This is a genomic window from Terriglobia bacterium, assembly GCA_020073085.1.
Classification (GTDB): domain Bacteria; phylum Acidobacteriota; class Terriglobia; order JAIQFV01; family JAIQFV01; genus JAIQFV01.
This window is the reverse complement of the sequence record JAIQFV010000019.1, coordinates 37,810-56,292: the sequence shown is the minus strand read 5'-3', so window position 1 is coordinate 56,292 and position 18,483 is coordinate 37,810. Positions and strand designations below refer to the sequence as shown.

General features: G+C 56.2%; 16 protein-coding genes and 1 pseudogene. 13 read left to right on the top strand and 4 right to left on the bottom strand.

Features of this window, described 5'->3' with window-relative positions; genetic code table 11:
* Positions 1-592: 592 nt before the first annotated feature.
* The 13 genes and pseudogenes from LAO21_17645 (at position 593) to LAO21_17585 (ending at position 10,297) form a co-directional block, all read left to right on the top strand.
* Positions 593-1,288, top strand: coding sequence for a Crp/Fnr family transcriptional regulator (locus LAO21_17645; protein MBZ5554544.1), 696 nt, complete (start codon positions 593-595; stop codon positions 1,286-1,288).
* Between the two features lie 375 nt (positions 1,289-1,663).
* Complete coding sequence (locus LAO21_17640) at positions 1,664-2,323, top strand: Crp/Fnr family transcriptional regulator (GenBank protein MBZ5554543.1); 660 nt, start codon at positions 1,664-1,666, stop codon at positions 2,321-2,323.
* A 665-nt stretch (positions 2,324-2,988) separates the two neighbouring features.
* Positions 2,989-3,747 carry an HAD-IIB family hydrolase gene (locus LAO21_17635; protein MBZ5554542.1) on the top strand — a complete coding sequence of 253 codons (759 nt, stop codon included), beginning with the start codon at positions 2,989-2,991 and terminating at the stop codon, positions 3,745-3,747.
* Positions 3,748-3,792: 45 nt separating this feature from the next.
* Positions 3,793-3,897, top strand: a complete 105-nt coding sequence (locus LAO21_17630; protein MBZ5554541.1) for a hypothetical protein — start codon at positions 3,793-3,795, stop codon at positions 3,895-3,897.
* 5 nt (positions 3,898-3,902) lie between these two features.
* Positions 3,903-5,438, top strand: a complete 1,536-nt coding sequence (gene zwf / locus LAO21_17625; GenBank protein MBZ5554540.1) for a glucose-6-phosphate dehydrogenase — start codon at positions 3,903-3,905, stop codon at positions 5,436-5,438.
* Positions 5,439-5,465: 27 nt separating this feature from the next.
* A complete protein-coding gene (locus LAO21_17620) occupies positions 5,466-5,651 on the top strand; it encodes a hypothetical protein (protein ID MBZ5554539.1) in 186 nt (61 codons plus the stop codon).
* Positions 5,652-5,654: 3 nt separating this feature from the next.
* Positions 5,655-6,377, top strand: coding sequence for an HAD family hydrolase (locus tag LAO21_17615; GenBank protein ID MBZ5554538.1), 723 nt, complete (start codon positions 5,655-5,657; stop codon positions 6,375-6,377).
* 9 nt (positions 6,378-6,386) lie between these two features.
* Positions 6,387-6,554: pseudogene (locus tag LAO21_17610) on the top strand (hypothetical protein).
* Positions 6,555-6,812: 258 nt separating this feature from the next.
* Complete coding sequence (locus LAO21_17605) at positions 6,813-7,520, top strand: hypothetical protein (GenBank protein MBZ5554537.1); 708 nt, start codon at positions 6,813-6,815, stop codon at positions 7,518-7,520.
* A 317-nt stretch (positions 7,521-7,837) separates the two neighbouring features.
* Positions 7,838-8,035: a hypothetical protein gene (locus LAO21_17600; GenBank protein MBZ5554536.1), complete on the top strand. Its 198-nt coding sequence runs from the start codon at positions 7,838-7,840 to the stop codon at positions 8,033-8,035.
* A 36-nt stretch (positions 8,036-8,071) separates the two neighbouring features.
* The gene (locus tag LAO21_17595) at positions 8,072-9,082 is read left to right on the top strand and encodes a VWA domain-containing protein (protein MBZ5554535.1); all 1,011 of its coding nucleotides are present in this window, start codon (positions 8,072-8,074) and stop codon (positions 9,080-9,082) included.
* Positions 9,079-9,762: a class D sortase gene (locus LAO21_17590; protein ID MBZ5554534.1), complete on the top strand. Its 684-nt coding sequence runs from the start codon at positions 9,079-9,081 to the stop codon at positions 9,760-9,762. Before LAO21_17595 ends, LAO21_17590 begins: the two co-directional genes overlap by 4 nt.
* A gap of 193 nt (positions 9,763-9,955) precedes the next feature.
* Positions 9,956-10,297, top strand: coding sequence for an Hsp20/alpha crystallin family protein (locus LAO21_17585; GenBank protein MBZ5554533.1), 342 nt, complete (start codon positions 9,956-9,958; stop codon positions 10,295-10,297).
* A gap of 251 nt (positions 10,298-10,548) precedes the next feature.
* On the opposite strand, the gene LAO21_17580 is transcribed toward LAO21_17585, so the two are convergent.
* The 4 genes from LAO21_17580 to LAO21_17565 form a co-directional block, all read right to left on the bottom strand.
* On the bottom strand, positions 10,549-12,273 hold the full coding sequence (locus tag LAO21_17580; GenBank protein MBZ5554532.1) for a hypothetical protein: 1,725 nt from the start codon (positions 12,271-12,273) through the stop codon (positions 10,549-10,551).
* A complete protein-coding gene (locus tag LAO21_17575) occupies positions 12,263-12,625 on the bottom strand; it encodes an energy transducer TonB (protein ID MBZ5554531.1) in 363 nt (120 codons plus the stop codon). The genes LAO21_17580 and LAO21_17575 overlap by 11 nt, the downstream gene beginning before the upstream one ends.
* A 327-nt stretch (positions 12,626-12,952) precedes the next feature.
* Positions 12,953-15,535 carry a protein kinase gene (locus LAO21_17570; protein MBZ5554530.1) on the bottom strand — a complete coding sequence of 861 codons (2,583 nt, stop codon included), beginning with the start codon at positions 15,533-15,535 and terminating at the stop codon, positions 12,953-12,955.
* Between the two features lie 144 nt (positions 15,536-15,679).
* Complete coding sequence (locus LAO21_17565) at positions 15,680-18,412, bottom strand: protein kinase (protein ID MBZ5554529.1); 2,733 nt, start codon at positions 18,410-18,412, stop codon at positions 15,680-15,682.
* Positions 18,413-18,483: the final 71 nt, after the last annotated feature.

Sequence of the window (18,483 nt, the reverse complement as noted above, 5' to 3'; positions counted from 1 at the left end):
CGGAAAGCAACATCGAGAATCAAGATCGGCTCCCGCATCGTATCGAGGATAGTCTGTGCAAGGATTTGGGGTGCTGCTGAAATCCTCTCTGCATGCGCCCGCTTGCCCCGAGTGACAACATTCATCAGAGTTCAGAAGCCTCCTGTCTTTACCACTGCGATTGGTGATGCCTGAACCCCGTCCTATTCGCCTAAAATAGCACACTCAGACCCGGTAAGAAACTTTCTCGGAAGGATTCTCAAATACCGGGGGCCGAGTGGCAGCTTGAGGTTCTATATGACCCTGATCTGGCTTCAGCTCGGATCAATCCAGCCCTTCGCCTCTACTGTGGATTCTGTAGAAACCTTCAGCGTCCTAGCCCTCAAATGTACTGTCGGATACTCAATCTGAAGAATTGCATCGGCTGCCGTTAAGGTATAGCCTCCACTCAGAGGAGCGTCTATCGTCCGGGGAGTACCCTGATCGTCGATGATAAAGCGGCAATCCCCCTTGCAATCCTCAGCTCCTCTCCAGCAAGCAGAAGAAGGTTGTCATGGCAAGCAAGAGAATTCCTATCGACGGACCCACCTTCAGCAAGATGGGGGATGCTGTGATGGCGCGCAACAAAAGCCGCCCCGCGGTTATTAAGACAAATCAGAAAAACCAGCCGATCGATTGGGAAGTCCTTCTCGCTGGAATCAACGGGGGGAAGACCGTTCTGGAGTACACCGCGAACCGCACCATCTACCGGCAAGGAGACCCCGCGGATTCCATCTTCTACCTCCGGCGAGGCAAGGTGAAACTCACGGTTACTTCACAAGAAGGCAAGGAAGCGATCGTCGCCATCCTGGGCGCCGGTGAGTTCTTCGGCGAAGGATGCCTGGCAGGCCAACCGTTGCGCGTTTCAACGGTTATCGCAATGACGGATTGCACCTTTGCCAGGATTGAGAAGGCGCGGATGGCGCGCATGCTCCACAAGCAGCACGACATTTCGGAGTTGTTCGTCACGCACCTGCTTTCACGCAACATCCGCTATGAAGAGGACCTCGTCGACCAGCTTTTCAACTCCAGCGAGAAGCGCCTGGCACGGATTCTGTTACTCCTGGCTCATTTTGGCAAGGAGGGTCGCTCCGAAACGGTCGTTCCCAGAATCAATCAGGAGAATTTGGCGCAAATGGTGGGCACCACCCGGTCGCGGGTCAGTCATTTCATGAACAAGTTCAGGGACCTTGGCTTTGTCGATTACGACGGCCCCACCGGCGGGTTGATGGTCCATAGTGGACTGCTCAGCGTGATCCTGCACGACTAGGCTTGTGTAACCCAAGTTTGAGTCAATGCATAATTAGTCTGAAGAATTGTATCGGCTCCGGTTGGAGTATATAATCCCTAATCCGGACGAGCCGGAACCGAAACCGGATTTTATTACGAATCCAGGAACCCGGAGAATCGGTCCTCGATGGAAGACACACCGCGGAGGGACCCTCTCATTCTCTTCCAATGGAAGGTTTCTGACTTCCTGTATTCCTGGCCTCCTATTGATTTTTTTTGCCCTCGTCGGCACAAGTTCTATTGATAAGTTACGAAGAGGGTTCACTGTGCCGGAGAATCGCCTGATTGTCGATGACAAAGCGGCAATCTACCCCGCGTCGCGACGCCCCTCACCAGCAAACAGAAGGAGATTGTAATGGCAAGTAAGAAACAGCAGCCTGTCGATTGGGAGGCCTTCCTCGCTGGATTTTCCCGCGGCAAAACCGACACAGAATACCATGCGGGTCGTAAAATCTTCCGTCAGGGAGATCCTGCGGATGCCGTGTTTTATATCCGCCGAGGCAAGGTGAAGCTTTCGGTGACATCCCAACAGGGTAAGGAAGCGATCGTCGCCATTTTGGACGCCAACGAATTCTTCGGCGAGGGATGTCTCGCAGGTCAGCCGTTGCGCATCTCAACGGCCGTCGCGAGGACGGATTGCGCTCTTTCCCGGATTGAGAAGTCGCTGATGACGCGCGTACTGCACGAACGGCACGAGATCTCGGAACTGTTCGTCGTGCATCTACTTTCACGCAACATTCGATTCGAAGGGGATCTCGTCGACCAGCTCTTCAACTCCAGTGAGAAGCGCCTGGCTCGGATTCTCTTGCTGCTGGCTAATTTTGGCAAGGAGAGCCGGGCCGAAATCGTGCATCCGAAAATCAATCAGGAACACCTGGCACAAATGGTCGGCACCACGCGATCGCGGGTCAGTCATTTCATGAACAAGTTCAGGACGCTTGGTTTTGTCGAATATACTGGTGATGGCGGGTTGACGGTTAACAGTGGCCTCCTCAGCGTGGTCCTGCACGATTAATCCTAGGTATCGGAAATAAGTGTTACAGGCGCACCCAACCTGCACTGGTGAGCGGTGTATCGCGGAGATAAGCATCTTGTCTAGATGGGGTGCTCCAAAAGGGAGACCCTTCGCTCCGACTCCGCAAAACAGCCCCCGCATCGTCCCACTTTCTTACGTCACCCAGCACCCGTATCCCTATCAAGCCCCCGGTAATTCCCATCAGTCCCAGACTGTGGCTCCCCTTCATTAACAGGGATGAGCAATTCTAGCCACCGCCTTGAGCAGGATTGAACTGACCCCGAATTGCCTCCAAGGTATAAGAAAAGCGTCCCCACCAGCCCGTCAGAATTCAGTGGCAGACGGACGTCGTGGGCGTACTATGCTCGCACGAACGGTTTCCATCATGGTGACGCCTGGTTGTGAAGCGGGGCATACCAGGATCTTCGAACAGGAAGTGATCCCGCGGGTGTGCGGCGCGTGCTGATATGCATCGAGGGCACGGGGCAGGGCGACGCCATTGCTCTTGCCGGAGCTGGTCGGAGCGCGTGCTTTTCGGCCGCCGAGGGCCGTGAGCTTGTTAACAATGGCGCTACCGGAATAGTTTACATCCGGGCCAGCAACGGGAGGGTTGGCAGGGCCGGAGACTGCAATTGAGAGCGCAAGAATTCAGAGGGGGAAGGATAGTGAAAAAGCTAATTGTTTATGATCTGGACGGCACACTGGCCGAGAGTAAATCGTCTCTTGATGCCGAAATGTCGGCACTGCTGCATGACCTTCTCGGTGTCGTCAAAGTGGCCGTGATTTCCGGAGGCGATTGGCCGCAGTTTGAAAAACAAATGCTCTCCAATCTTCCCCATGACGAACGCCTGGCGAATCTATCCCTCCTTCCTACATGTGGAACAAAGTTCTTCCAATACGCAGGGGATTGGAAGAAGATCTATTCAGAAGATTTCACCGCGGATGAAAAAGAGAAAATCGTCAGTTCTTTAAAGAAGGCGCTCGGAGTAGCAGGGTTCAAGGTCGAAAAAGTCTGGGGAGAGGTCATTGAAGACCGGGGAAGCCAGATCACATTTTCCGCGTTAGGTCAGCAGGCCCCCTTGGGAGAAAAGAACAAATGGGACTCCGATTTCACCAAGCGGAAGAAGATCAAAGCGATCCTTGATACCTTTATTCCCGAGTTTTCGGTCCGAATGGGTGGCGCGACATCCATTGATGTCACTAAACCGGGCATTGACAAAGCCTACGGACTCAGAAAGCTGCGAGACCTTCTGGGCATTCCACTGGAAGAGATGATTTTCATAGGGGATGCCCTGTTCGTCGGAGGGAACGACTATCCGGCGGAAGAAGCAGGGGTGTTTTCTATCCCAGTTCGAGGTCCCGATGAGACCAAGCAGGTTACCGAAGCAATCATCGCTTGTTTAGATCGATCTCCGCAAGCGTGACGTCGTGAAAGGACTTGATGAGTGGAATCAAGTTGAAGCGCCAGGCTGCCACTCAATCTCATCCAGGCCCGTAGGGATCACTTCGGCGCACACGCTTATGAGCGGATCGATGCCAAGGGCACGTCTCACCCGGAACAGGTGAAGAAGTGAGAATCATGGAAAAGAATGACCAACTCGAACCGACGGTGTTCGTCATTTTTGGCGGGGCCGGTGACTTGACCTGGCGGAAACTTGTGCCGGCCTTGTTTGACCTCTCACGCGACCGAAGTATGCCCGCTCATTTTTCGGTCATCGCGGTGGATCGCGTTGACTTGAGCGACGAAAAGCTGCGCCGGCGTCTCCACGACGGCGTCAAGGAATTCTCGCGCCAAGGAAAGGTGAAAACCGGCGAATGGGGCGAGTTTGCCCGGCATCTCCATTACCAGCAGGGCGATTTCAAGAAGCTGCAAACTTATACGGACCTGGGCGAACAATGCGCGAAGCTGGAAAAGGAATGGGGCGCCAAAGTCCACCGCGTCTTTTACATGGCCACACCGCCGAGCATGTTCGGCGAAATCCCAAAATACCTCGGCAAGGCCGGACTGGCGCGTGACCGGGAATGGGCGCGGATTGTGGTCGAGAAACCGATCGGCTATGACCTGGAATCCGCCCGCGCCCTGAATGCCATCCTCGCCGCCAATTTCGAGGAATCTCAAATCTTTCGCATCGACCATTATTTGGGCAAGGAAACGGTGCAGAATATTCTGGCTTTCCGCTTTGCCAATCCACTTTTCGAGCCGCTCTGGAACCGGCGTTATGTGGATTACGTGACTATCACCGCTGTCGAAGCTGTCGGTGTCGAACATCGCGGCGGCTATTACGACCACGCCGGAGCCCTGCGCGACATGGTGCAGAATCACCTCATGCAACTCCTTTGTCTCGTCGCCATGGAACCGATGGTCTCCTTCGAGGCCGACGAGATTCGCAACAAGAAAGTAGACGTCCTCCACGCCGTTCGTCCGATTCACGCTGACGCCGTCCATCATTGCGTGGTGCGCGGGCAATACGGCGCGGGTTGGGTCGGCGGCAAGAAAGCGCCTGGTTACCGCGAAGAAGACGGCGTATCGCCTGATTCCCAGACGGAGACATTTGTGGCGTTAAAGCTGTTCCTTGACAATTGGCGCTGGCAGGACGTGCCTTTCTACCTCCGGACCGGAAAGCGGCTCGCCCGGCAGGCCTCCGAAATTGCCATCCAGTTCCGCGGCGTCCCGCATCAGTCGTTTCCGCCCGAGTCGGGCCGCGATTGGCATCCATCTCGGCTCGTCCTGTCGATCCAACCGGAGGAAGGAATCGTATTGGGATTTCAAGCCAAATATCCGGGGCCAAAGATGCGACTGCGACCGGTGGACTTACGGTTCAATTATCGTGAGAGCTTTGCCGCACCATCTCCCAATGCGTATGAGACGTTGCTCTGGGACGTCATGAAGAACGACCCCACGTTGTTCATGCGGGCCGATCAGGTTGAGGCGGCCTGGCGGCTGTTGATGCCGGTCCTCGACGCCTGGGCGGTAGCTCCGCCCAGTGATTTTCCCAATTACGCCGCCGGCACTTGGGGACCCGAGGATACTCAGGGACTGCTGGCTCACGGACACAGTTGGCCCGAGCCGACCGAATTGGTGGGCCTGCGCAAGAAAAAGGGAAAGAATTCGTGATTGACACAATCTGAAATATTTGATGCCATGAGAATTCTCGTCATCGACGCTGGCGGCACCCATGTGAAGATGCTGGAGGGAGGCAGTGCCAGACTGCTCAAGAAACTTTCATCCGGCACGTGCCCGGGAACCAACTCCAACGTATTCCAAGGCGGATATCGCCTTTGGACCAAGCCTTATAGGGGTTCAACTCATAAGCAGTTCGTCCATTAACTTATGAAAAGAAAAACTCCCAGACGTTCAGTTCCCGCGAAAATCGTTTTCCTTTTCGACGTGGACAACACGTTGCTCGACAACGACCAGGTCATCGCCGACCTCAGCAAATATCTCAAGCGGGAAGTCGGCCCCAGGCGGGCGCGGTGCTACTGGACCATTTTCGAGCAGTTGCGAAGCCAGCTGGGTTACGCCGATTACTTGGGCGCCTTGCAGCGTTACCGAAGCGAGTATCCGCATGACCTGGGTCTGCTGGCCGTTTCGCGTTTCCTCATAAACTATCCCTTTGCTAACCGCCTCTTCCCCAACTCGCTTGACGTCATCGAGCGCGTCAAGCAATGGGGAGCGGCCGTACTTCTGACTGACGGCGACGTCGTTTTCCAACCCCGCAAAGTGGACCGCTCCGGACTTTATGAAGCGGTCGATGGGCGCACGTTGATTTACGTGCATAAAGAGCACGAGTTGGCCGACGTGGAAGCGCAGTACCCAGCGGATCATTATGTCATGGTGGATGATAAGCTGCGCATTCTCGCCGCCATCAAGAAAATCTGGGGCCGGCGGGTGACGACTGTCTTCGTGCGGCAGGGGCACTACGCGCTGGATCCGAAGATTCTGGGGACCTACCCGGCTGCTGACGTGAGTATCGATCGGATCGGCGCTTTGTTGAACTACGACCGGCAAGACTTTGTTCCACGGGCTGTCCAGGTTGCTCGCGGAAGCGTTTGACATCCTGATATGAATCCAACTGAACACTTGATCGCATTCGGCGCGCCCGGAATCGAACCGCGTTGGACGTCCAGGGCCAAAGAAGGTCTCGGCACCGCCTATCACACCAGCTGCCGGCTCTGGTTTACACTCAGCCACGGCATCGTCAACGAAATCTACTACCCGGACGAGAATTCTGGCTCCCCCGCCAACTCGTGACCGACCCTGCCTGGAACCTCCCCTCAATAACTGGCCTGAGCAATTGTGACCAGAGGTATGAGCAGGACTGAACTGACACGCCAATCACCTCCGGGGTATAAGAGATGTGCTTGAAATTCCCAGCCGGATTTGCCTGGGAGGCAGGTCTGGAGTCTCATCAGTTCACTTGATAGGTAATCCGATTATGTTTGCTCCGGGGCAGAACCGATCGCCCCAAGAAAGACAGAGGGAATACCCATGAAAAGGACAAACTTATACACAGCAATAGCGATAATTTTCTGCATCAGCCTGGCTCTAACGTTTCTGTCCACCAGTTCGAGGGCAGGCGAGTGGGACAGGAAAACCATTGTGACCTTCAACGCGCCAATCGAAGTTCCAGGTGTGGGCGCTCACAATTTGCCGGCGGGCACCTATGTCTTCAAGATCTTTGACTCACTGGCAGACCGCCACATCGTCCAGATCTTCAGCGAAGACGAAACACATGTGTTTACAACCATTCTCGCCATCCCCAACTACCGTTTGAAGGCGACCGACAAAACGGTCATGACGTTCAAGGAGAGGGCGGAGGGGCAGCCGGAAGCCATCCGGGCATGGTTTTATCCAGGGCGTCAATGGGGCGAGGAATTTGTGTACCCCAAGTCAAGGGCCATCGAGCTGGCGAAGATAACCAATCAGCCCATACTCGCGACGCCGATCGAGCTGGATGCAGCGCCCATCGAGGCTTTGAAGACGGCGCCGGTCATCGCTGTTGCACCTACAGGAGAAGTGGTCGAAGTAACTAAGGTGGTTGAGACACCGCCGAAGGTGGTTGAGCCCGCGCCGGTTGAGGTCGCCGCAAAGAGCTTGCCCCAAACGGCCAGTTTATTGCCGCTCGCGGGATTGATTGGGCTGCTTTCGCTGGGGACAGGCCTCGCGCTCCTGGTTATTGGGAAGCGAGCTGCTTAAGTCAGGCAAGTCTGTGGTTGTGTGGGCCACGCGTCGGGGTCCCCTGAGGACGTTTCGGGAGCACCTTCTTAACCGGAGTGGACTCGACGGGACTCCGGGAGATTGCGGGGGGGAGGCGGCTACACGAGGACAACCTCCCCTGGCGGGCGACAGAGTCCGTCCTCACCCGAACATGGGCCCTTGAACTACGGGTCCGATTCCTTCTACGGACAGGGCCGATCAGGAATAAACCTGCAACGCTACAACCTGGATAACCAAGGACAGGTTCAAGACTAATCAGCGGTACAACTTGATATGATGACAAAGACTCAAAGAATATGCTCACTCTTGGTGAATTCGCCGTTTGCCTGCTTGCAGGTTTTTTCGTTGTAGCGCTACTCTTTGGTGCCTATGTGATGTGCCTCGTCCTCAAACGGGGTGGCAGTCTCCTGGGACGCGGAGCGCAAGCGCTTGCGAGTAGTGCCCTTCAACTGAAAGGCAGATGGGTGGCCGATCGAGTCTCTTCACCCGAGTAACAGTTCGCCTTTACAGGGGGGTGGAAGTTGAGGGCCTTGGGATCAATCAGAATTGGAGCACGCCACAAGAGGGATTGTATCGCCATTTGCCGGTGTCTGGCCGCACTGTTCTTCCTGATTCTTCTGTCGAGCGTTGTCTGCCCTCAAGAGAGTCCACCGGCAGAGAGCCGCCAAACCGATCCCTACACGATTCGGATGGACGTGGAAATGGTGATCCTGCGCGCAACCGTGCAGACCCACAAGGGTGTTCTTGTTTCAGGATTGGGCAAAGACCACTTTCAGGTTTACGAGGACGGGGTTCTCCAACAAATCACGTATTTCACCCACCAGGATATTCCGGTCACGGTCGGCTTGGTTGTCGATAACAGTGGAAGCATGAAACCGAGGCGCGCTGAAGTGATTGCCGCCGCTTTGGCCTTCGCACGGTCCAGTAACCCGCAGGACCAAATGTTCGTGGTCAATTTCAACGAACACGTTTCCTTTGGCCTTCCCCCCGACACGGCGTTCACCGACCAACCGGATCAATTGGCGGTCGCCCTCTCCCGAATTGCCGCAAACGGCGAGACGGCGCTCTACGACGCCATCGCGGCTGCGCTCGAACACCTGAAGAAAGGTAATCGGGACAAGAAAGTCCTCATCGTCGTCAGCGATGGGGCCGACAACGCCAGCAAGCACACCCTGGACCAGGTCATGGCATTGGCGATGAAGTCCGACGTCATCATCTATACCCTGGGTCTCGTTGAACCGGATGATCCCGACAAGAACCCACATGTCCTCCATCGGTTTGCAAAGGCCACGGGTGGAAAGGCTTTTTTGCCGGAGAGGTTAAAGGACGTGATCCCCATTTGTGAGCAAATCGCGCATGATATTCGTAACCAATACACCATCGCTTATGAGTCTACCAATGAAAAACGAGATGGGAATTATCGGGCCGTGACGGTGAAGGCCGTGGCAGGGGGTGGACGCCTCATCGTTCGAACTCGTCCCGGTTATTATGCGCCCAACAAACCCGAATCCTCGCCAGCCAAACTGAGCAACAAACCATGATCCCCAGAATCGGAGCGCCAAATTCTCGTCGACGAGGCCATTCGATCTTCCATTGGAGCCGAAACCTCTTTCTTGTCATCGGCACTCTTCTGTTGGTTTACGTCGGCTACGTGATGATCGACACGAGGATTTATCAGTCTCACGAAAAGTGGCGATTCGAGCAAGCATCGAAAGATTTGAGGATCTCCACCGACGGGGATAAGAATATTCCGCCGTCGCCCCTTGCAGCTCCCCTGGAGGAAACAAACGGCGTGAAGTCCGCGAGCCCCGGCAAGCCTGTTCCCAGGGGCTTCCCCGTGGGGAAGATCGAGATCAGCACAATCGGTCTTGAGGCAATGATCATGGAAGGCACCGACGGAAAGACCCTGCGACGCGCTGTCGGGCATCTTTCGGGTACCCCGCTGCCGGGTCAGCAAGGGAACGTTGTGATTACGGGACACCGGGACACGTTCTTCAGAGAGTTGCGCAAGGTCACCAAGGATGATGAAATCACGTTGACGACGTTGGACGGCTCCTTCCGCTATCGCGTCGACTTTACCGCAGTGGTCAGCTCCGATAACGTTTCAGTGCTGGACGATTCCGAGGATGCAGTTCTTACCCTCGTGACTTGTTACCCTTTCTATTATGTGGGTCCGGCACCCAAGCGATTTGTCGTCCGCGCGCACAGGATTTCCAGTTGAGGCAAGAGTAACTCTACTTGTTTAGCATGATATGGATCGCAAAAGACGCGGAGGACAGAGGTTTCAGGTGATGGGTGGTAGCAGAAGCAGCGACGGGCTCTCAGCCCGCGGCCGTCGTACTTGACCTGCAAAGTCAACCATGTTATAGGGTTAACGAGGCTGAGTTGTTCCCAGCAACAAGGGGGTTGCCAGTATGCCGGAAAATCGGATTAGGGTTGCGCCCAACACAGTAGCGTATGCTGACGAGGAGAACCTGAAGCTAGTAGTGGAGTTCGCCATCCCAGGAGCGCCAACGGATATCATCGATCTGAAGATCCTAGAAGACAGCGTCCACCTGACCGCGCCAGCAAGGGACATCGAGTATGTTTCAGCACTGGCTCTAGCTTGGGCAGTGAAACCTGACAAAGCCGAAGCGATCTACGAGCACGGCCTGCTCCGAATCGAGGTGCCCTTCAAAGATCCCATGGAGGATGCTGTGAAGGTCGCCATCAAAACGGGTCGCGCGAACACCACGATCAAGAAAATCAAAGCCTGATAACCCAGTGACTCGAAAGAGCCTCTTCTCGTCCTACGAGGGGATGAGCTTCGATTCATCAGGTCGGACACGACCGCCCGCAGGTGCCACCCGTATTCGAGCGGTGCGTTAAGTCCCAACGAAAGACTACGACCGTCCACCAATGCTGATACCGTCACCCCTGCCGGCCGTCAACGCGGAGTTGGGGGAAGGTTGCCCCTCCATCGGCTCCAAGCAAAGCCAGGCTCAGACCTTTCCGATTTCCACAAAATTCATTCTACCAAAGTGGCGTAAGAAAATTTTGGCGCCTGGCCTTGTTCAATCGACTCTCGCCATCTGAGCAGGGCTTCCTTCCCCTTGTTCCAGTGGTCGGCGCAGATTTTCAAATACTCGAGGACTGCGGCTCGTTCGCCATGTTCCAAGAGCTCCTTGGCCAATGCCATACTTGGAAACATCCTCTCGAGCCATTGTCCTATGGGCTCGTTGCCTGCTTGAATCAGAAAGGACCTGGCGGAGTCCATATCGCCTCGCCGAAGCGCCACCCGGCCCAGTATCATCTTCATCTTCGCCCGATAGATGCTGGAAACGATGTCCTGGCCTCTCGTGAGGTCCAAACCCTCCTGGGCGTATTCTTGGGCTTTGTCAAGTTCGCCTACTTGAAGAGCCATCAGCGCGCATCCCGACAGATAAGATATCCGATAGGGTACAGTCCCCATCTTTTGGAGAGCCGCTTCCTGACCCTCAAGAACCTTCTTGAGTTGAGGAAGGTAGTCGCTGGACAAGCTCAGTTTTCCGTAATACCTCTCCAACTGTCGTCGGAGCCGATTCCACGCCGCTCGCTCCGGACTGAGGCGCTCACCTCTTTGAATGAGCTGTCGAGAAAAGCTTTCGAAATCGACGGTAAAATCGCCTGTGGCATCTTTCTCACGCATGCGGATTCCGAAATCAACAAGCACAGCGGCGGCGTTTTCAATTATCGGAACTTGATGGGTATGGAGCAAAAAAGCCTTGGCCTTCCGTGCAAACGGACTCTGAGCATCACTGGGATCGGTGGCTTCGGGAAACGCGTTGATGGTCAGACCGGTCAGACCTAAGATCCCGTAAGCATACAGCCGGCTCAAGTTCTCCTGAAAGTGCGGGTCGGCGGGCTTGCCGCGGTAATAGCCTCTCAGAATTTCCTCTGCAAGGGGCTTGTCGTGGAGTTGAACGAACAAATAAGAATGCACGTACACACAGAAATCACATTTATTTGCTTTCAACTTCTGCCGCCAAAGTTGTTCGGCCTGTTTGAAGCCGGCCGCATCGGCCAAGGGACTGTGCCGCGGTGCAATCAGCGCCTCGTCGATGCGAGTAATCTCCGATTCCGGGGCGTGCTCGATCAACCAGAGAATGTGTCGCTGCCGCGCCGCAATTACGGGTTGAAGGTCAACCTGTTTTTCAACCTGCCAGTAGTAAAAGCCAAGCAAAAGCGTTCTCGCCGCCAGGTTCTCAGGAAATTGCTTCAGATTCTCTTCCGCCAGTTCGGCCTGGTTTGCGTTCAAGTACCGGCCCTCGTAAGCCAAGACTGTTGCGCGCTCCAGGGAAAACTCCTGTGTGAAGAATTGCGGCTCTCCTCTCGTTGACGGATTGATGGCATCGTCAGTGGACAACTGGACCGGGAGGACCTTGAGCCGGCCATCGGGCTGCAATATGAACTTCCAGGCATTTCCCGTGCCGAAACGGAGGTCCTTTTCCACTTGGATCGTTCCCTCTTCATACGCCGAGTAGAAGAAACGAGCCTCGCCGGCATCGCACTCATTCCCCCCGCAATGATTCCAGAAATGCGCGGACAGCCCTTTCTCCAAATCGTGATGTATATCGATTCGGGAAATCGGCAGGGTATTTGAGCGTTCGCCTTTCCAGCTCCCCAAATACTGGCCCAGGCTGACAAGAGGATCCCAGTTAAAGTACATCCTGATGAGACCCTCCATCTCCACGGGAACTCCGTCAATGACCATGGGGGTAATAACGATAAGACTTGGCCGCTTCAAGGGCCCTCAGAGCAAGCCTTGGATCCCCATTCTCCAGCCTGGCATCGATCACCCGCCCACCGGTGGATACGACGACGTGAACCACAACCTCACCTTCTATTCGTACCAACTGGTTCTGCATCGGGAAAGTGGGAATGTGTTCGAAAAGCAGATTTCGTTCCAGGAAAGCTTGATCCACCTGGACCCGTTTGGGGTTCAAGGATTCCGTTTGCTGCCCCAATGAAAGAGCGGGGTCAGACATACCGCGAATCCGACTGCCCCCGACTGGATTGATGGCCAACAACATGGCCAACACACCCAGCGTTTGTAGATTCTTCATGAGCCATCTCCCTTCCTTCGTTTTACGGAGGCCAGTCAACTCATCATCGCATGATTAGCATGATTAGGGTCGCACCTCCAGAATCCATTTTTCGTGCTGAGACTACGTGGCGATCCCTCAAGTTGGACACACTTGATGTCCAGACCCGGGACTCACGTCACCTTGAGTTGAGCACCTGAGATCCGGCCCGCTTCCGGGGAATTCCAAAATGGAATACGGAGATGCGACCTTGATGTTTCCTACCGCAGGGGCGCAAGGGACGCTGAGGACAGAGCTTTCAGGTGATGGGGGATAGCAAAAACAGCGCCAATCCCTCGTGCCCGGCCCTCATTTCAATCCTTCGACGAGGTAGAGGTCCGAGAGGCTGCGCACGTAGCCGTAGACGAAGTTCTTGCCGTCGGGAGTTGCAAAGATGGGACCGATGACATTGATGCCGGCAGAATCGGAAGGCAGGAGCTCCTTTAAAACGGATTTTTGTCCATTGCTCAATTCCAGGCGATAAACCTTGGCGGGCAATTCCCCGAGACGGTAAATCAACAGGGCGCGGCCATCGGCACTCCAGGAGACGGGCAGTTCGTCGGACGCCAGGCCCGGGATGAGGCGGGGCTGGCCACCCTCGACGGGGAAAAGATATCCTTTCTGGTCAGGCCCTACGGCGGCAACCATTTTGCCATCCGGGGATAGCGAGAACGAAAAGGCGTTCGTTCCTTCGGGCGTGATGGGTTGTGGTTTCTTCCCGTCCACCGCTTGAACGTAGAGCCGCACACCACGACCCGGTTCATTTCCTGAAAAAAGAAAGCGCCCTCCATCGAAAAACCAAATGGCCCGGATATGATTCAGTTGGTCCTGTGACAGGATCCTTGCTTCTCCTGCCTTGGTGGGAAGAAGAGTGAGAAGTCCGACCGAATCGGCACGAGTCGCGAGCACCCAGGCCCCATCGGGTGACAATGCCAGTCCGGTGCCCTCGCCCAGCCGGGTCGCAGGGGTCCCATCCATTTTACGAATGCAAACGGAGTAACTGGCGCCGCCGCCTTCTCCTTCTTCAGAGAAGAGGACTGTCTTGCCATCCGCGGAAATCCCCGCGGGACGAGACCAGTCGAGCCACGATAAATCCCGGTCTTTCGATTCGCCGGCGGAAAGCCCGATCATTCCCCGCCGCTCATTGTTACGGGTCATGAGCACGCGACCGTCGCGCCAAATGTCCTGTATTATCAGGGCACCGGGAACCCGGGCGACGAGCCGCTCCCGACCTGAAAGCGTCACCGCGTAGAGGGCGCGGTCCCCTCCCGCCTTGTTTGCCGTGAACCAAATCTCATCCCCCGCGGGAGACCAGGCCAAACCTTCCATGGTGCCCCAATTGCTCGAAATCGTCTTTTTCTTTCCCGACAGGTCCACCACAGCGACCGATCCGCCATCGTCTCCCTGCAACGGATGATCGAGGAAGGCAATCAGGTCGCCTCCCGGGGAAACCCGTGGATAGCTGGTCCAGCCCCCGGTTTCGTAAAGCACCTTTCCGATGGGGTACTCCAAACGGTTGTGACCCATGATGTCGCGGATCGCGACGAGATTGGCGCCCTTCGGGTCCCACTCCGCCCCCTGCACATTTTCAAGAATTTCACGAGGCGCCATCCCCGCGAGCGGCGCCCGGGCCAGTGTGCCGCTATTAATCCACGTGCCGGCGGGACGGCTGTTCAAGAGAAGCGCCATCTCGCCCCCCGGAGAAATCCCGAGGATCTCCGCGCGGTTCAACCCCAGAGATCGCGATTCGGGACTCTCGGGGCGGGTGGTGAAAATTTCGATAGGATTCCCCTCCCAGGCCGCACCGTAAACAATGGTTTGTCCGTCGGGTGCAAATCGCGCCATGTGTAAGTTGCCGCGACGAAAAGTGAGCTGGTGATACAAGGGCTGCGAAGGTTCTCCACGGTTCCACTTCAGGAATCCGGCACTCAACACGACCACCAGTGCCAGAAGAGGCAAGAGCCAGGGAAGAAAGACTTGATAGCGTCTCTTCGGGGAGACTTCGAGAGGGGGAGTGCTCAGTCCGGATAGATTAGAAAGCGAATCCAGGCCAAACGCCAGATCACGGGCTGACTGGAAGCGTTCTTCCGGGTTCTTCTCGAGGCAGTGACGCACAATCCGCTCCAGCCCGGGAGAGATCTTCTGATCCAGTTTCGTCAGGTCCGGAGGATCCTCTTTCAAAATGGCCGTCAGGGTTTCGGGGGCGGAGTCATGCTTGAAGGCGCGCTGGCCCGAGAGCATTTCATAGAGAATGGCCCCAAACGAAAAAATATCGGAGCGATGGTCGGCAGGCTGTCCGCGCACTTGTTCGGGAGAGATATAGCCGAGAGTGCCGATAACCATCCCCGGCGACGTCACACCGCTGTCGACTCCCCCGACGGTATGCGTCCCGCTGACCGGAAGCGTCTCCGACCGGGTCAGTTTCGCCAACCCGAAGTCGAGTATTTTTACCCGCCCATCCCGGGTGAGGAATATATTATCGGGTTTTAAATCGCGGTGAACGATGCCTTTTTCATGAGCCGCCGCGAGGCCGTGGGCGGCCTGCAAGGCGTATTCAATGGCCTTTCGGGAAGGAACCGCGCCATGGGCGATCCGTTCACGCAGACTTTGTCCTTCCAGCAATTCAGACACAATGTAGGGGCTGTTCTCGCAGGAGCCGGTATCGAAAATGGCGACAATGTTGGGGTGACTGAGCGCCGCGATGGCCCGGGCTTCTCCTTCAAAACGGCGGAGGCGATCGGGATCGCTGGAGAACGAATCGGGCAGAATCTTGATAGCGACGTCTCGATTCAGCCGCGAATCTCGCGCCCGGTAAACCTCCCCCATGCCTCCAGCACCCAGGATGGAAAGGATCTCGTAGGGACCAATTTTGGCGCCTGCGGCAATGGACATGTTGTGATTTTCCCCCAAGTTCGAAAAAAATTCAAAACCAGGAATTGCAGAGATTAGGCCATGAGGCTCCGTGAATCTTCACCGCAGAATCGCGGAGAACGCAACATGTGTGGCGCCGGGCTTCATCGTTAGCCTTGGTGTGAGTCACGGCTTCACGCTTCCGCTTCCAGCCGCCTGTCGAAAACGCCAGATGGTAGACCGCAGCGGGATGCCGATGCTAAGGATGCGGTCATCGCTCGTCCAAGCGGGCATCAGGGCATCGCCCTCATAGTTCAAAGGGACCATCTCCAGTTTCCCTGTGGAGGGATCGAGCACCGCCGGTTTCCAGAACCAGGAATCCTTTGTCGTCACCTGCACGAGGATCCGCCCGTCCTTCCGAACCGCATCGCCCGCCAGTGGAAAAAGGGCGAGGCGCATTTCACTTTTGTACGGAATGGGAATATCCGGCCCGCCCGAGAGAGGAACCCGCACCAGACGGGCGCCATTCATTTCAAAGAGCTGGATGATCAAATCCTGTTTGCCGCGATCGACTGCAACCCCATCGCCGGGGTGAATCTTTCGTGGCTCTCCATCAACTGCGGGGATCGCCCATACATTTCCATTGGCGGCATAGTAGAGCGTTCTGCCATCAGGAAATGCCGTCAGGCTTTGAATGTCGGCACCTTGGGACCCCTGGAGCCGGCGAAGAATCCGGCCCCCACTCAGCGACGCGACCGCAATGGTCTGATTCGGCGGCCGACCCGCAAGAAATGCTATCTCACTTTCCCCGAGCAGGGTGGCGGGAGAGGCTGTATCCTCCACCGCGTCAAACATGGGCACAGGATCCTTGCCGGGAGCGACAAGGAGAAGCCGGTCCCGCCCGGCAAGGCGAGAAGGGACCAGAACGCGGCCATCGGGAAGGACGAGGGCTCCCCGGCCATCACCCGAGGAGCCGACAACCGTCGCGACCTTCTCGGGAACTCCCCCGGAAGAGGGATAGCGAAGCACTTCCCCCACACGATCTATCTGGTCCAAGTAAAGGCTGCCGTCGGAACCCACGTCCATGAAGCCCGTCAGCATCGTCAGCGTAAGCAGCGTTTTTTGGGAGCTGGACCCATCCCGGGGGACCGAGACAATGGTACTTAGATTTCCCGAAGACAGATTGACAAGAACGGAGCGTCCATCCGGCGTAACAGCCATGCCACCGGGAAGAGCCCCCTGGTTAATCGGAGTAATGGAAGCCAAATGGCGAGTGCGTCCCGAATGCAGATCGATTACGTACAAGGAATTAGCTCCCTCGGGCGGGCCTTCGAGGAGTCTTCCATAAAATACTGCCTCCTTACCGTCGGGAAACACGCGCACCAGTGGCGTCCCTTGATCCGGGATCCAAATGGCTCCCAAGGGTTGAAGGCGTCCTGTGTCGGGCCAGAACCGGTGGAGTTGAAGAAGACGTTCCGCGTTGAGCCGGACGACCAGGAAGCTTCCGTCGTGCAGGCTCTCCGGGTACATCGAATCTTCCAGAACCGGACGCTCTTCTCCCCCCAACACCGGGACGCTGTAGATTCCGGTTGGAACGTCCAGGTAACGGTCGAAGTAAATCCTTGTCCCATCCGGCGACCAACTCATTTCCAAAATCTGACCGCGCGACCGGTCATGGGTCAGGACCGTCCAATTCCCCGAATCGGGCTTCATCACCGCCACCTGGTTCAGACCGTTGACCATCGCCTGGAAGGCCAGTATTTGTCCATCCGGTGAGATTCGCGGTCCGAAGGCGACAGAAGATCCGCCCAGCAATTCGCCTGTCCACTTTTGATCCAGGGAAGGTCGCGAATTCTGCCACCATAGAACTGCGGCCAGGGCGAACACGAATACCGCAGCGGTCAAGCGAATGGGAAAGCGACGCGAGGAAGAGATCGGGTGTGGAACGGGGGGAATGACTGTTTTATCTTCAGCCTTTCCGTCGAGGACATCTCCAATAACGATGCGTGCTTCGCCGATGGCTTGCAGGCGTCGCTTGGGATCTTTTTCGAGACAGCGCCGCAGTAGTTTTTCAATCGCGGATGGGATGTTTGCGGGCAGAAGAATCCAGCCGGGTTCATCCTTGATCACCGCCGCCAGTGTGTCCGAGGCGGTCTCACCGTGGAAGGCTTGATGTCCAGTGAGGAGTTCATACAGAACGGCCCCGAAGCCCCAAACATCGGTCCGTCGATCGACGGACTTCCCCCGTGCCTGCTCCGGACTCATGTACGCTGCAGTGCCCAGGATGACGCCTGACTTTGTCCCTCCCAACGTAAACGTGGGCGAATTGGAGGTGTCAGAAGCGACGGGTGAATCTTCCAGCGCCTTTGCCAGACCAAAATCCAGAATTTTTACATCCCCGGCCGGCGTCACTTTCACGTTGGCCGGCTTCAGGTCGCGGTGGATGATGCCTTTCTCATGGGCGTATTCAAGGGCCTCCGCGATTTGCCGGGCGATGGGCAATGCCTCTTCTAATGGGAGGGGCGCACAGCGCCCGCTCTCTTTCATGTCTGCTTTCTGGCTGGGGCGCATGCTATGCGCCCCTACAGGGTCCGCGAGGCGGTCCTCAAGCGTTTGTCCTTCCACCAGCTCCATCACCAGGGCGCGTGTCCCCTCCGCTTCCTCGAGTCCATAAATTGATGCGATGTGGGGATGATTCAGCGAGGCCAGCAGTTCCGCTTCCCGCTGGAAACGTGCCATGCGCTCGGCATCGTTTGAAAACTCAGGCGGCAACACCTTAATCGCCACGTCGCGATTAAGCCTTACATCACGGGCGCGATACACCTCGCCCATGCCGCCTGCGCCGAGCGGTGAGAGGATTTCATAAGGTCCGAGCGTCGTACCCTGTGGGAGCATTTCATTGACGTGAGGGACAGGCACTTAAACGACGATGATCTTCACTGCGGCCGATCGAGCCGGTGTCTGTCCCTGTGATTCGCACACATGCAAAG